This window comes from Variovorax sp. P5_A3 (assembly GCF_056400665.1).
The window spans coordinates 33,792-47,675 of the sequence record NZ_JBFUKW010000020.1; the positions used below are offsets into that span (position 1 = coordinate 33,792).

Sequence of the window (13,884 nt, forward strand, 5' to 3'; positions counted from 1 at the left end):
AACAGGTGCTGGTGATCGACGACGAACCCGGCGTGCTGAAGGCACTGGTCTTCGCGCTGGAAGAGGAGGGATTTGGCGTCGCGACCGCGGTGGACGGCGCCGGCGGATTGGATGCCGCCTGTCGAGGCGCGCCCGACATCGTGTTGCTCGACGTGAACCTGCCGGACATGAGCGGGATGGACGTGCTCGCGCGGCTCGCCACGGATCGGCCCGGGCTGCCCGTGATCATGATCTCCGCAACGAGCGACACGCGGCTGGCCGTGAAGGCGGTGAAGGCCGGCGCAGCGGACTACGTGACCAAGCCGTTCGAGCTCGATGAATTGCTCTACACGCTGCGCGGCGCGCTGCAGAAGGCGCGCATGGCCAGTGAGATCGATTACCGGCGGCAGGAATCGACCGCCCACGACGGAGTGATCGGTACGAGCGCACAGGTCCGCGCGCTGGCGGCGACCATCAGCCGCATTGCGGCGAGCCAGACCAAGCGTGTGCTGGTGCTGGGCGAGTCCGGCACCGGCAAGGCGCTGGTGGCGCGCGCCATCCACACGGCGAGTGCGCGCAGTGGAGGGCCCTTCGTCGAGGTGAACTGCGCCTCGCTGCCGGAGCAACTGATCGAGGCGGAGCTGTTCGGTGCGGAGAAGGGCGCCTACACCGGGGCGACGCAGCGGCGCGTGGGGCTGGTCGCGCTGGCGGACGGCGGCACACTGTTCCTGGACGAGATCGGCGAGCTGCCACTGGCACTGCAGGCCAAGCTGCTGCACTTCCTGGAAGACGGTCAGTACCGCCCAGTGGGTGGCACCCGTGGCGTGACCGCCGACGTTCGGGTGGTGGCCGCGACCAACCGCGACCTGGCCTCCGAGGCTTCGCGGGGCCGCTTCCGCGAAGACCTGTACTACCGGTTGAACGTGCTGCCGATCGCCCTGCCGACCCTGCGGGAGCGCGATGACGACGTGCTGGTACTGGCAGATCATTTCGCCGCGCGCTATGCCAAGTCCGAACGCTGCGAGCCGATCCGCTTCTCGCCCGACGCGCGAGCCTGCCTGACGGCCTACGCATGGCCCGGCAACGTGCGCGAGCTGAAGAACCTCATCGAGCGTCTCACCATCCTCCATCCCGGCAGCGTGATCGAGCGTTCGCAGCTGCCCTCCGACCTGGACAGTGGGGAGGTGCGCTCGGCGGCCATCGAGCAGAAGCTGGCCGTCGAGGAGGAGAAGCTGCTGCGCGATGCTCTGGCCCGCGCGCAGGGCCATCGTGGCAGGGCCGCGGACCTGCTGGGCATCTCCCGCCATGCGCTGCTGCGCCGGCTGCAGCGGCTCGGGATCGATGGGGAGGGCCGCCCGTGAGGATTCGTGATCTGCTTCGCTGCGCCGCCACGCTGGTGATGGCCTGCCTGGCTGCAACCGGCGCCCATGCCCGCGTAGAGCTGGGGGCACCTGTTGGGCAGGCCGACATCACCATTGGCTGCCTCTACCCCCTGGCGGGCCGGGCCGCGATCTACGGCCGCGACAGCATCGCGGCGATCAAGCTGGCGCTCGCCGAGCTGGATGCTGAGCGCGCGCGCGACTGGCGCCCGCGGCTGCGAGTGATCGTGGAAGACGACCGCTCCAAAGCGGCCTATGGCGTTCGGCTGGCCAGCCAGTTCATCGATCACGACAAGGCGCAGTTCCTCTGCGGGGTGGTGAGCTCCGGTGTGGCGCAGGCGGTGAGCCGGCTGTCGCGTGCGCGCAAGGTGATCTTCGTCGGCACCGACCACGCCTCCTCGCGGCTCACGATCGAGGACTTTCACCGCTACTATTTCCGGGTTTCGAACGACACCTACACTTCGATGGCGGCCGGCGCGAAGTACCTTGCCGAGCAGCAGCGCGAGCGTGGTTGGAAGCGGGTGGCATTCCTGGGGCCGGACTACGACTATGGCCACGTCATGTGGGCCGACCTGCAACGCAGCCTGGCGGCCAGCGGCGCGAACTATGAGGTCGTTGCACAACTCTGGCCCAAGCTCTACGAACCCGACTACTCGGCGTACCTGACGGCCCTGATGCGCTCGCGGCCGGACGTGATCGTGACAGGCCTTTGGGGGGGCGACTTCCTCGCCTTCCTCGCGCAGGCCCACTCCAGCGAACTGCTCGGCAAGGTGCCGATAGCCAACTTCGATGCAGGTGGCAATTACGACGTGCTGGTGGCGCTGGGCGACCTGGCGCCGCCGAATCTCGTGCTCTCGGCGCGCCATCACAACAACTGGCCCGACACGCCGCGCAACCACAAGTTCGTGGCCGACTTTTTTGCGGCGGAGGGGCGCTATCCGACCTATGCGGCAGAGGGCGCCTATGCGGGGATCCTGGCCATTGCGCGCGCGGTGGCCAAGGCCGGCAAGCCATTCGACGTCGAGAAGGTCGTGGGAGCGCTGGAGGGGCTCTGCCTGGAATTGCCGGAGGATCCGCCCGGGTTTGCCTCATGCATCGACCGCGAAACGCACCAGATCGCGCAGGCGCAGGCGATCGGGGAGATGGTGGTCGACACTCGGTTTCCGCCGGCCCGGGTGATGCTGGGGCGATGGCGGGTCTATCCCGCGGAACAACTGCGGCCGTCGCCGGAGCTGGTGCGGGAGCGCAGGCGGGCTGCCGGGGCGCCGTAGGCAACTCACTGTCACTTCCGCGAAGGCCACAGGGCTGAATCCGGCATGCGCGGTTTCCGCGCGACCCGACCGCTGCCGTGCGCGGAATCCGCGCAACACCTCTCCACAAATTACGCCCAAGTCCTTGATCCACAAGGCTTTCACGACGTGGCACGCTCCCTGCGATGTTCCTCGTGAGTGCAACCCAAAACTCACAAGGAGACAACGTGACCCTGAAGTTCCCCCTCACGCGCCTGGCTCGCAGCTTCGCGCTCGTCACTGCCGGCGCCGTCTTCGCGCTGCCGGCCGCCGCCGACAACGGCAAGTTCCGCATCGGCGTGGTGACCTTCCTGTCCGGCGCCGCCGCGGGCCCTTTCGGCGTGCCCGCCGCCAATGCCGCCAAGCTCGTGGTCGACGCGCTCAACAAGGGTGCCTTGCCCGCGCCCTACAACACCAAAGGCATCAGCGGCGTCGAGATCGAGATGGTGCTGATCGATGAGAACGGCGGCGCCACCAAGCAAGTGGAGGAATACCGCAACCTTGTGCAGCGCCAGAAGGTCGACATGGTGATCGGCTACATCTCCTCCGGTGACTGCCTCGCGATTGCCCCGGTGGCCGAGGAGCTCAAGACCCCCACGGTGTTCTTCGACTGCGGCACCTCTCGCCTGTTCGGCGAGACGCTGAAGAGCCCGAAATACGTATTCCGCACAGGCCTCGACGCCGTGGTCGACAACGTGGCCGCTGCCCGTTACATCGTGGAGACGAAGCCGAACGTGAGTTCGGTCGGCAGCATCCAGCAGAACTATGCCTGGGGCCAGGATGCCTGGGCCGACTTCAGTCTCGCTTTCAAGCAGCTCAAGCCGGACGTCAAGGTCGTTTCCGAGCAGTGGCCGAAGCTGGGCCAGGGCCAGTACGGTGCCGAGATCTCCGCGCTGGCCGTCAGCAACCCCGACCTGATCCACTCCAGCTTCTGGGGCGGCGACATGGAGGCGCTGGTGCTGCAAGGCGGCGCGCGCGGCCTGTTCGACAAGCGCGTGATGCTGCTGACTGCGGGTGAGACCGGCTTTGAGCATTTCAAGGACCAGACGCCCAACGGCACGATCGTCGGCGGCCGCGGCCCGTTTGGCGCCTTCGCGCCGAAGAACGCGCTCTCCGACTGGCTGCGCGCGACCTACAGCGCCGCGCACAAAGAGCAGCCGACCTACCCCGCGTTCAAGATGATGCAGGCCATCCTGGGCATGAAGGCGGCCGCGGAGAAGGCGGGCAAGCCCGGCACCATGCCGACGCAGGAGCAGGTGATCGCGGGCCTCAAGGGTCTCTCCTTCGAATCGCCCAGCGGCACGGTGCGCATGAGCCGCGCCGGTGGCCATCAGGCTGTACAGGGTGTTGCCTACGGCGAGTACCAGTATGACCCCAAGACCCGCAAGGCCACCATCACCAATGTGAAGGACTATCCGGGCGACTGCCTGATGCCCCCCGATGGCACAAGCCATGCCGACTGGATCAAGGCGGGCTTCCCGGGTGCCAAGTGCAGCCGAACATCGCCTGAGACCACGGAGCGCACCTCGTGAGCACCTTGCTGGCCATCGTCATCGACGGCGCCATCTACGCCTCGTGGCTGTTCCTCGTAGCTGCCGGCCTGACGGTGATCTACGGGGTGATGCGCATCCTCAACATGGCACACGGCAGCTTCTACGCGATCGGCGCCTACTGTGCCGCCTCGCTCACGGGCTGGTACTTCTCCGGCGAGTCCGGGACCAGTCCGTACTGGAGCTACCTGCTGCTGTTCGGCTGCGCCGTCGTCGGCGGCCTGGTTGTGGGCGTGCTGGTGGAGCAGGGGCTGCTGCGCCACCTGCGCGGCCGCGATGAGATCCTGATGGTGATCGTCACTTACGCGCTGCTGCTGATCCTGGAGGACGTGGTGAAGCTGGTGTGGGGCGTCAACCCCTACATGGCGTACCAGCCCTACCGTCTGCTTGGGCAGAGTTCGGTCACGGATTCACTGCGCTTCGCCAACTACGACCTCGCACTGGTGGCGATCTCGCTCGCGGTCGGCGCCGCCGCATGGTGGGCGCTGAACCGTACCGACAAGGGGCGCGTGCTGCGCGCGGTGATCCACGACCGCGAGATCGCCACAGCGATGGGGGTGAACGTCAACCTGATGTTCGCCATCACCTTCGCGATCGGTTCCATGCTCGGTGCGCTTGCCGGGGCACTCACTGCCCCGGCCATCTCCGTCACGCCGGGCATCGGTGTCGAGGTGATCGTGCTGGCGTTCGCCGTGGTGGTGGTGGGCGGCCTGGGCAGCGTCGGCGGCGCCGCTGCAGGCGCGGTGCTGGTCGGTCTCGCCCGTTCCTTCGCTGTCCATCTGGCGCCGCAGATCGAGCTGTTCGTGATCTACGGCGTGATGTTCCTGGTGCTCGCGTTCCGCCCGCAGGGCCTGTTCGGCCAATTGCAGCCTCGAAAGATCTAGATGAAATTCAAGACCGAACTGGGGCTGCCGCTGGTGGCCGGGGCGATTGCTGCCCTGGGCTGGGCCGGGCCCGACTGGTTGAGCTTCCTGCTCACCCTGGCCTTTGCCAAAGGCCTGGTGGTTCTCGGGGTGGTGCTGCAAATGCGCGCCGGCCTCGTCTCCTTCGGCCAGGCGCTGTACTACTGCATCGGCGGCTACGCTGCCGGCCTGGCCGCCAAGCACCTGGGCATCCAGGATGCCTTCGTGCTGCTGGCGCTCGGCGCGGTGGCCTCGCTGGCGATGGCTGCGCTGTGCGGCCTCATGGTGGCGCGCTACCGCGACATCTTCTACGCCATGCTTTCGATGGCGCTGTCGATGATCGTCTACGGCATGCTGGTGAAGTCCAGCGCGCTCGGCTCCACCGACGGCTTCAACGTGGCGAACCCGAGCTACCTTGGCTTCCAGCCGGATCCGTCACAGGCCAAGCGCGTCGCCTTTCTGGTCACGTTGGCGATCGCGCTGGTTGCGGCCCTGGCTTGCCACCGCGTGCTGCGCTCGCGGTTTGGTCGCCTCTCGGAGGCCGTGCGCGAGAACGAGATCCGGGTTGACTTCCTCGGCATCTCGCCGCTCGGGCTCGTCTACCTGAACTACTGCGGCGCGGCCGTCCTGTCGGCGCTCGGCGGCGGCCTGATCGCCATCGCCACCGGCCATGTGGATCCCGACATGGCGTTCTGGGCCACCTCGGGCGAGTTCGTCTTCATGGCCCTGCTCGGCGGCACGGCGCATGTGGCGGCACCGTTCGTGGCAGCCATCGTGTTCTCCGCGGTGCGCACCTTCGCCATTCAGGAGGCGCCGCACCTGTGGCAGCTCACGCTGGGCAGTGTCCTGCTGGCACTGATCCTGTTCTTGCCCAAGGGCTTGTGGAGCCTGGTGTCCCGCAGACGTGCCGCCGTTCCGGCCGAGGTTCCGCACGTGACGAAGGAGGTGACCCCATGAGTGTGCTCGAAACACGCCAGCTCACTCGCACCTTTGGTGCCGTGGTCGCTGCCAAGTCGCTGGACGTGACCATCCAGCGCGGCGAGATCGTCGGAGTGATCGGCTCCAACGGCGCGGGAAAGACCACATTCATCAACATGGTGACCGGGTACCTGCCGCCCACCTCGGGCGACATCCTGTATGAGGGCAGCTCGGTGCTCGGGATGAAGCCGCGCCAGATCACGCGCCTCGGCCTGGCGCGCTCGTTCCAGGTCGCGCAGCTGTTCCCCCAGCTCACCGTGCTCGACAACGTGCTGATGGCGCTGGCGGCGGCCCACGAAGCGCAGCCCTCCGTGCTGCGGCGCTTCGAAACTGCGGAGGCGGTGCGCGAGGCCCGCCGCATCCTGCAGGCCTTCGGCGTGGCGCACTACGCGGACAGCGAGGCCAGTGCCGTGCCGCAGGGCGCGCGCAAGCTGGTCGACATCGCGATGGCCCTGGTCTCGAAGCCGCGCATGCTGCTGTTGGACGAGCCCACCAGCGGCGTGAGCGCCGACGAGAAATTCCCCTTGATGGATACCGTGATGGCCGCCGTGCGGCAAAGCGGCGTCACGGTGCTGTTCGTGGAGCACGACATGGAAGTGGTGGAGCGCTACGTCTCGCGCATCCTGGCGTTCTACAGCGGCGAGATCATTGCCGACGGGCCGCCGGCCGCGGTGCTGGGCAACGCGCGCGTACAGGAGTTGGTGGTCGGCAAGCGGGCTCCGGCACGCGAGGAGGCTCTTGCATGACCGGGCTCGCCCTCGACATCCAGGGATTGGACGTCGCCATAGCCGGCACGCCCATCCTGCGCAATGTGAGCCTGAAGTTGTCGCAAGGCAGCATGGCTGGCCTGATCGGCCGCAATGGTGCGGGCAAGACCACGCTGATGCGGGCAGTCATGGGGCTGCTTCCCTCGCGCTCGACGGCGCTCGTGTGCGCCGGCGAGTCGCTCGCGCGCCTGGCGCCGCACACCCGCGCCGGCCGCGGCATCAGCTATTTGCCCGAGGAACGACGCCTGATCCCGGCGCTCACGGTGGAGGAGAACATCCTGCTGCCCGCCTGGGCCAACAGCATCCGCGACGCCCGCGAGCGCCTGGCCTGGATCTACGACCTGATGCCGGAGCTGAACGAGCACCGCCACCGCCGCGCGCTGCAGCTCTCGGGCGGCCAGCAGAAGCTGGTGGCCTTGGGCCGCGCGCTGATGCCGGGGCGCAAGCTGCTGCTGCTGGACGAACCTTTCGAGGGGGTGGCGCCGGTGCTTTCGCGCCGCCTCACCGAAGTGGTGGCCGAGCTGGGGCGCGGTGGCCTCACCGTGCTGCTCAGCGAATCGGACGACAAGCATTCGGCAGACCTGGTGGACCAGGTCTGGCGCATCGAACGTGGCGTGGTGCACGCTGCCTGACAAGGGAACCGAAATGACAGGATTCAATTTCGAAACCACGCCGCGCATCGTCTGCGAGCAGGGCGGCTCTGGCCGCCTCGGCGAACTCGCCCGCGGGCTCGGCGTGCGCCATTTCTTCCTCATCACCGACCAGCCCTTGCTGCAGGCCGGCCTGCTGGCGCCCGCGCTGGCAAGCCTGCGGATCGCGGGAATCGCCGCCACCGTTTATTCCGACGTGCTGCCCGATCCGCCCGAGGAGCGGGTACTCGCCGCCGTGCAGGCCGCCCGCGAAGCGGGCGCCGATGGCGTCGCGGGCTTCGGCGGTGGCAGTTCCATGGACACCGCCAAGCTCGTGGCCTTGCTGGCGCGCACGCCGGCGGCGCTGCAGGATATCTACGGGATCGGCCTGGCGCAGGGGCCGCGCCTGCCGCTCGTGCAGGTGCCGACCACCGCCGGCACCGGCTCGGAAGTGACGCCGATCGCGATCGTCACCACCCCGACTTCCGAGAAGAAGGGCGTGGTCTCTCCCTTGCTCTACCCTGACTTCGCGCTGCTCGACAGCCACCTCACGCTGGGACTGCCGCCCCGCCTTACGGCGATGACGGGAATCGATGCCATGGTGCACGCGATCGAGGCCTTCACGTCGCGCCACAAGAAGAACCCGATGTCGGACGCGCTGGCGCTGAAGGCGTTGGCGCTGCTGTATGCCAACCAGCGCAAGGTGCTCGAAGAGCCGCGCAACGGCACGGCGCGCGAGCACATGCTGCTTGGCTCGCTGCTGGCGGGCATGGCGTTCGCGAACGCGCCGGTGGCGGCGGTGCATGCGCTGGCATATCCGCTGGGCGGCCATTTCCACGTGCCGCACGGCCTGTCGAACGCGCTGGTGCTGCGGCCGGTGCTGCGTTTCAACCTGGAACATGCGGCGCCGCTCTACGCGCAGCTGGGCGAAGTGATCGGCACGGCGCGGCCCGGCCAACCTCCCATCGAAGGCGCCCGGGCGTTCGTCGATGCCATGGCCGCGCTGGTGGCCGTGATGCCGTTCGAGCAGAACCTGCGCGATGTCGGCGTGGACCGGATCGACCTGCCGATGCTGGCGGAGGACGCACTCAAGGTCCAGCGCCTGCTGGTGAATAACCCGCGGGACGTGGCGCTTGCCGACGCGCTCGCGCTCTACGAGGAGGCTTTCTGATGGTGCAGTTGAAGGATACGGCGTTGCTGAAGCGCCTGGCGTTCATCGGCGGCGAGTGGGTCGCTACGCAGGGCGGCGAGTCGCACGAGGTGTGCAACCCGGCCAACGGCGAAACGATCGCGGCCGTTCCCGACATGGACGCCGCCGACACCGATCGCGCCATCGCCGCAGCCCAGGCCGCGCTGCCCGCCTGGCGCGCGCGACCGGCAAAGGAGCGCAGTGCCTTGCTGCGCCACTGGCATGATCTCGTGATTGGCGCGGAACAGGACCTCGCGCTGATCATGACCTTGGAGCAGGGCAAGTCGCTCGCCGAAGCGCTGGGCGAGGTGCGGTACGGCGCTTCGTTCATCGAATGGTTCGCGGAAGAGGGCAAGCGCGCCTACGGCGACCTGATCCCGGCACCGACGGTCGACCGTCGTCTGATGGTGATGAAGCAGGGCGTGGGTGTCACCGCGGCCATCACGCCGTGGAACTTCCCCATCGCGATGATCACGCGCAAGGTTGCGCCTGCACTGGCCGCGGGTTGCACCTCGGTCGTGAAGCCCGCAGAGGCGACGCCGCTGTCGGCTCTCGCGCTGGCCGAACTGGCGCAGCGTGCCGGCATTCCGGCCGGCGTGCTCAACGTCGTCACGACCGCGAGGCCGGCGCTTGTCGGAGGAGCGCTTACGGCCAGCCCGGTCGTGCGCAAGCTCTCGTTCACCGGCTCCACGCCCGTTGGCAAGCTGCTGATGGCGCAATGCGCCGCCACGGTCAAGCGCGTTTCGATGGAACTGGGCGGTAACGCACCTTTCATCGTTTTCGACGACGCTGATCTGGACCTCGCCGTGCAGGGCGCGATCGCTTCCAAGTACCGCAACGCGGGCCAGACCTGTGTCTGCGCCAACCGGTTCCTGGTGCACGAGGCCGTGTTCGATGCCTTTGCCGAGCGGCTGGTGCGCGCAGTGGAACAGCTGAAGGTCGGTGCCGGCGTCGAGCCCGGGGTGCACATCGGGCCCTTGATTGACGGCCGGGCGCTGGCCAAGGTCAGCCGTCTGGTCGATGAAGCGCGAAGCCAGGGCGCACGCGTGCTGGCGGGTGGTGTTGTGCACGCCCTGGGGGGCAACTTCTACACGCCGACGGTCCTGGCTGGCGTCACGAGCGAGATGGCCGTTGTGCGCGAGGAGATCTTCGGGCCGGTCGCACCGTTGATGCGGTTCGCGAGCGACGATGAGGCCGTGCAGCTCGCCAATGACACGCCCTTCGGTCTAGCCGCCTACTTCTACACGCGCGACGTGCGCCGAGCCTGGCGTGTCGCCGAGCGGCTCGAGTACGGCATGGTCGGCGTCAACGAGGGCCTGATCTCCAACGAAGTAGCACCGTTCGGCGGCATCAAGGAGTCGGGGGTAGGGCGCGAGGGTTCGAGGTATGGGCTCGACGAGTACCTCGAAACCAAGTACGTCTGCCACGGCGGGGTCTGAGCCGCGGCGGGCTCTTTCGAACACGAGCGCGTCTATCAGTCAGAGGAGACACCAATGAACCCTATCCGGAGACGAGCATTCTGTGCCGCGGCAGCCTCGGCGCCGTGGATCGTGTCTGCGCGCGGCAGCGAACCAGGCGTCTCTGACAACAAGGTGGTGTTCGGTCAGACCATCGGCTTCGACAGCGTCTGGGGCAGTCTCTACCGCAACTATACCGACGGGCTGCTCGCCTGCTTCGCGCAGGTGAATGCGCAAGGCGGCATGCATGGCCGCCAGCTCTCGGTGGTGCGCCGGGAGGACAACTACGTCATCGACAAGGCGCTCACGAACGTCCGTGCGTTCGGGCAGGGTGCGGATGTATTCGGACTCGCATGCATCGGCGGCACCGGCATCACGCTGGCCGCGATGCCGCTGCTCGAGGAGTATCGGCTGCCGGCGGTGGGCACACTGACTGGAGCCGACGGAGCTCGTGTTTACAACCGCTACCTCTTCCACACGCGCACGGCCTACTCCAATGAGGTCGAGAAGATGGTGGAGCATCTCGCGACGATCAGTACACGCCGCATCGCGGTGGTCTACCAGGACAACGCTTTCGGCAAGAGCACCCTGGCCGCTGCACACAAGGCGGCGCAGCGGTTCCATGCGCAATTGGTGGCGGACGTCCCGCACCCCGCGGAAAACTGGGACGGCCGGGGCATGGCCGCGACGCTCGTGAAGGCTGCTCCCCAGGCCGTGCTGCTGTTCACGTCGCCGAGTACGGTGGCCGACCTGATGAAGCAGTACAAGGCGCAGGCACTTGCGGCGCTGCCTTCGCCCTGGGTCCTCTCGGTCACATCGGTGCCCAAGCTGTTCGAGTTGCTGGAGGCTGACGTCCGCGGCATCGCGATCACGCAGGTGATGCCGCATCCACTCGGCTCGTCGCGCGCTGCGCGCAACTTCCGTTCCGTGATGGCTCGGCATGGCAACGAGGACAACCTGTCTTACGAAACCCTGGAAGGCTTCATGACCGGCCGGGTGATTGTGGAAGGCTTGCGGCGCGCCGGCCGCAATCTCACTCGCGACGGCTACATACGCGCGCTCGAAAGCTTCGAGCTCCAGAGCTTTGACGAGCTCGATTGCCGATACACAGCCTCGAGCCACCTGGGCCCATCCTTCGTGGAAGTGACGCTGCTGGGAGCTGGCGGCACCGTGCTGCGCTAGTGGCGGGCACTCGAAGTTGTTGTACTTGTATTTCTTGAGGCAATGCGCCTGCATTTGAGGCGGCGCACCCTTTGGGGATGCCTGATCTTCAGCAAGATAAGGATCTGTAGGCGGCGGAATACATGAATGCGACACATGCCAAAGGCCCGGAAGAATACGACGCCTTCCTCAATCTGGTCGACTTCAAATGGCTCATGGCTGGCGTGGGCTGGCGGGTCAATCTGTCGCGCCTGCAGAGCGATGGCGCCTATATCGATGAGTGCCTGCAGCGCGCTCTGAGGAGCGACTCCGAGTTGCTGCGGGAACGCAGCGTCGAGTTGCTCGGCTTGCGGCGCAGCACGAACGCGCACAGCGACGTTGATATGCCGAGCGCATCCAACGGCCTGGCACATGATGGGCGCTGAATGAGGCCGTCCGATTTGCTGCCTGCGCGTTGAACTGGAATTGGTAATTCACGGGGGCTGCTGAGGTATGCCTCAAGCCAGGTACGGATAGGTACATAGCTGATCGGCGCGGGCGGGACCGTCAGCAACGCGCTTGTCAGCAGGCAAACCCGGACCATGCCGAGCCCGGCGACGCAGTGCAAGTGCCGGGACCAACAATGTCGTCTTGCCCCTTGGTGCGCGGCCCGATGCCACCGCGCCATTTGGCCGAACAGCCTACGACGATCGGGCGTCTCCGGCCAGGAAACGTTCGACTAACGCAAACTGCTCCGGCGTGTTCAACGCGGGCGCGTGGCCGCATCCCTGGATCTCGACCACCACCGCGAGCGGTCCGCGCGTGCGCATCTGCTCCGCGGCGTCCGGCAGCAACAGGTCCGAGTGCGCGCCACGCAGGCAAAGCACGGGCACGTCGAGGCTGTCCCATGCCGGCCACAGCCCTTCCGGGTTGCTTGACTGCAACTGCATCGCGATCCCCGGGTCATAGTGCGGAGTGACACGGCCATCGGGCAACCGGCGCACCGAGGTTTCCGTGAGGCGTCGCCACTGCGCGTCGGAGAGGCGACCATACGGTGCATAGACAGTGCGGAAGTACGCTTCGAGTTCGCTCACGCTGCCGAAGGCCGGTGGTCGGCTGGCATAGGTGAAGATGCGTTCGACGGCCTCAGGGGCCGGGCACGGGCCGATGTCATTGATGACCAGCCGGCGCAGCCGGCCTCTGAGCGTCGTGGCGGCGGCCAGGATGCCGATCGCGCCGCCCATCGACGTGCCGAGCCAGTGGAAATGCGACAGCCCGAGCTGGTCGACGAGCGAGGCGGCCAGCCGCACATAGAACGGCAACGTGTATTCGTTCGCAGGGTCCGGGCTCCATTGCGACAGGCCGCGTCCGATGGTGTCGGGGCAGATGACGCGGTAGCGTTGCGCCAGCTGCGCGGCGATGTCGTCCATGTCGCGGCCAGTGCGAGCGAAGCCGTGCCAGGCGATCACCGCGTCGCTCGCGGCGTCCGGCCCGGCCCACTCGGTGTAATGCAGTTCGCGCCCTTCGCAGCGCAGGTAATTCGATGTCGGCTTCATGGCTCGGACCCCCGCGACATGCGTAGGCGGCCGACGATGCCGCTGGGGAAGTGGTACACGGACAGCACGAACAGGATCCCCAGCCATAGCAGCCAGCGCTCCGGTGACACGAATTGGGGCAGGAGCGGCAGGCCGCTCAGCACCGAACCGCCGAGCTTTAGTAGATCCTGCAGGTAGTTCTGCGCCAGCACGAACAGCGCCGCGCCGACCACCGCGCCATACATTGTTCCCATGCCGCCGATCACGACGATGAGCAGCACGTCGAGCATGATCTCGAACGACAGCGTGGTGTCCGGCCCGGTGTAGCGCAGCCACAACGCGAGCAGCGCACCGGCGAGCGTGGCGAACAAGGCCGAGAGCACGTTCGACACGGTGCGATACGCCACCGTGCGGAAGCCGAGCGCCTCGGCCCTAAAGTCGTTCTCGCGGATGGCCTGCAACACGCGGCCGAACGGCGAATTGACGATGCGCAGGAGGGCGAGGAAGCTCGCCGCGACCACCACCAGCAGGAGGTAGTAGGTGAGCACGCGGCCGTCGATCGTCACGCCGAGCAGCGGCTGCTCGAAAAGCTCGAACGAGGGCGACAGCCATTCCGGGGTGCGGAAGCTGAGCCCGTCCTCGCCGCCCGTGATATGGCTCAGCTGCGAGGCCAGCGTCAGGAAGCCCGATGCGACCGCCAGTGTGATCATCGCGAAGAAGATCGCCTTGACCCGCAGGCTGAAGAGACCGATGGCCACTGACAGCAGCAGCGAGAGCAGCAGCGCCGCGCTGAGCCCGACGAGCACCGAACTCGCGCCGGCACCGAGGCGGCTGCTGGCGATCGCCACGCCGTAGGCGCCGATGCCGAAGAACATGGTGTGCGCGAAACTCACCACGCCGGTATAGCCGAGCAGCAGGTCGTAGCTCGCCACCAGCAGGATGAATACGAGGGCCTTGGCGGCGACGCCCAGCGCCTTGTGGCCGGGAAAGAGGAACGGGGCGAAAGTCAGCGCGATGGCAATGAGCACCAGCGCCAGGGCGAGCCAGCGGCTGCGCGGTGCGTCGTGGGAGAGCAGTCGGTCGATCATCG

The 13,884-nt window shown here is 67.1% G+C and carries 13 protein-coding genes; 11 read left to right on the plus strand and 2 right to left on the minus strand.

Translation table 11 applies throughout. The annotated features are described in order from the left end of the window. The first annotated feature begins 5 nt into the window (after positions 1–5). From AC1D3B_RS25380 to AC1D3B_RS25430, 11 genes are all read left to right on the plus strand, one after another. Positions 6–1,340, plus strand: coding sequence for a sigma-54-dependent transcriptional regulator (locus tag AC1D3B_RS25380; RefSeq protein ID WP_478193566.1), 1,335 nt, complete (start codon positions 6–8; stop codon positions 1,338–1,340). Continuing rightward, positions 1,337–2,629: an ABC transporter substrate-binding protein gene (locus tag AC1D3B_RS25385; protein WP_478193442.1), complete on the plus strand. Its 1,293-nt coding sequence runs from the start codon at positions 1,337–1,339 to the stop codon at positions 2,627–2,629. Before AC1D3B_RS25380 ends, AC1D3B_RS25385 begins: the two co-directional genes overlap by 4 nt. A gap of 206 nt (positions 2,630–2,835) precedes the next feature. Continuing rightward, positions 2,836–4,179 (plus strand): ABC transporter substrate-binding protein, encoded by a 1,344-nt coding sequence (locus AC1D3B_RS25390; protein ID WP_478193443.1) that lies wholly within the window; start codon positions 2,836–2,838, stop codon positions 4,177–4,179. Then, the gene (locus AC1D3B_RS25395) at positions 4,176–5,081 is read left to right on the plus strand and encodes a branched-chain amino acid ABC transporter permease (RefSeq protein ID WP_478193444.1); all 906 of its coding nucleotides are present in this window, start codon (positions 4,176–4,178) and stop codon (positions 5,079–5,081) included. The genes AC1D3B_RS25390 and AC1D3B_RS25395 overlap by 4 nt, the downstream gene beginning before the upstream one ends. Next, positions 5,082–6,056: a branched-chain amino acid ABC transporter permease gene (locus AC1D3B_RS25400; protein ID WP_478193445.1), complete on the plus strand. Its 975-nt coding sequence runs from the start codon at positions 5,082–5,084 to the stop codon at positions 6,054–6,056. Then, a complete protein-coding gene (locus AC1D3B_RS25405) occupies positions 6,053–6,823 on the plus strand; it encodes an ABC transporter ATP-binding protein (RefSeq protein WP_478193446.1) in 771 nt (256 codons plus the stop codon). Before AC1D3B_RS25400 ends, AC1D3B_RS25405 begins: the two co-directional genes overlap by 4 nt. Next, a complete protein-coding gene (locus tag AC1D3B_RS25410; protein WP_478193447.1) occupies positions 6,820–7,476 on the plus strand; it encodes an ATP-binding cassette domain-containing protein in 657 nt (218 codons plus the stop codon). Before AC1D3B_RS25405 ends, AC1D3B_RS25410 begins: the two co-directional genes overlap by 4 nt. 13 nt (positions 7,477–7,489) lie before the next feature. Beyond that, complete coding sequence (locus AC1D3B_RS25415) at positions 7,490–8,644, plus strand: iron-containing alcohol dehydrogenase (RefSeq protein ID WP_478193448.1); 1,155 nt, start codon at positions 7,490–7,492, stop codon at positions 8,642–8,644. Next, positions 8,644–10,101 (plus strand): NAD-dependent succinate-semialdehyde dehydrogenase, encoded by a 1,458-nt coding sequence (locus AC1D3B_RS25420; RefSeq protein WP_478193449.1) that lies wholly within the window; start codon positions 8,644–8,646, stop codon positions 10,099–10,101. The genes AC1D3B_RS25415 and AC1D3B_RS25420 overlap by 1 nt, the downstream gene beginning before the upstream one ends. A gap of 54 nt (positions 10,102–10,155) precedes the next feature. Then, a complete protein-coding gene (locus AC1D3B_RS25425; protein ID WP_478193450.1) occupies positions 10,156–11,301 on the plus strand; it encodes an ABC transporter substrate-binding protein in 1,146 nt (381 codons plus the stop codon). A 122-nt stretch (positions 11,302–11,423) separates the two neighbouring features. Next, a complete protein-coding gene (locus AC1D3B_RS25430) occupies positions 11,424–11,705 on the plus strand; it encodes a hypothetical protein (protein WP_478193451.1) in 282 nt (93 codons plus the stop codon). Between the two features lie 255 nt (positions 11,706–11,960). On the opposite strand, the gene AC1D3B_RS25435 is transcribed toward AC1D3B_RS25430, so the two are convergent. Together AC1D3B_RS25435 and AC1D3B_RS25440 are read right to left on the minus strand one after the other, a co-directional pair. Continuing rightward, positions 11,961–12,815, minus strand: coding sequence for an alpha/beta fold hydrolase (locus AC1D3B_RS25435; protein ID WP_478193452.1), 855 nt, complete (start codon positions 12,813–12,815; stop codon positions 11,961–11,963). Beyond that, complete coding sequence (locus AC1D3B_RS25440) at positions 12,812–13,882, minus strand: branched-chain amino acid ABC transporter permease (protein WP_478193453.1); 1,071 nt, start codon at positions 13,880–13,882, stop codon at positions 12,812–12,814. The genes AC1D3B_RS25435 and AC1D3B_RS25440 overlap by 4 nt, the downstream gene beginning before the upstream one ends. Positions 13,883–13,884: the final 2 nt, after the last annotated feature.

Bases quoted from the DNA above. Each gene is read 5' to 3' on its own strand.
- AC1D3B_RS25400 (WP_478193445.1), top strand. From the start codon at position 5,082: ATGAAATTCAAGACCGAACTGGGGCTGCCGCTGGTGGCCGGGGCGATT.
- AC1D3B_RS25405 (WP_478193446.1), top strand. From the start codon at position 6,053: ATGAGTGTGCTCGAAACACGCCAGCTCACTCGCACCTTTGGTGCCGTG.
- AC1D3B_RS25410 (WP_478193447.1), top strand. From the start codon at position 6,820: ATGACCGGGCTCGCCCTCGACATCCAGGGATTGGACGTCGCCATAGCC.
- AC1D3B_RS25415 (WP_478193448.1), top strand. From the start codon at position 7,490: ATGACAGGATTCAATTTCGAAACCACGCCGCGCATCGTCTGCGAGCAG.
- AC1D3B_RS25420 (WP_478193449.1), top strand. From the start codon at position 8,644: ATGGTGCAGTTGAAGGATACGGCGTTGCTGAAGCGCCTGGCGTTCATC.
- AC1D3B_RS25425 (WP_478193450.1), top strand. From the start codon at position 10,156: ATGAACCCTATCCGGAGACGAGCATTCTGTGCCGCGGCAGCCTCGGCG.
- AC1D3B_RS25430 (WP_478193451.1), top strand. From the start codon at position 11,424: ATGAATGCGACACATGCCAAAGGCCCGGAAGAATACGACGCCTTCCTC.
- AC1D3B_RS25435 (WP_478193452.1), bottom strand. From the start codon at position 12,815: ATGAAGCCGACATCGAATTACCTGCGCTGCGAAGGGCGCGAACTGCAT.
- AC1D3B_RS25440 (WP_478193453.1), bottom strand. From the start codon at position 13,882: ATGATCGACCGACTGCTCTCCCACGACGCACCGCGCAGCCGCTGGCTC.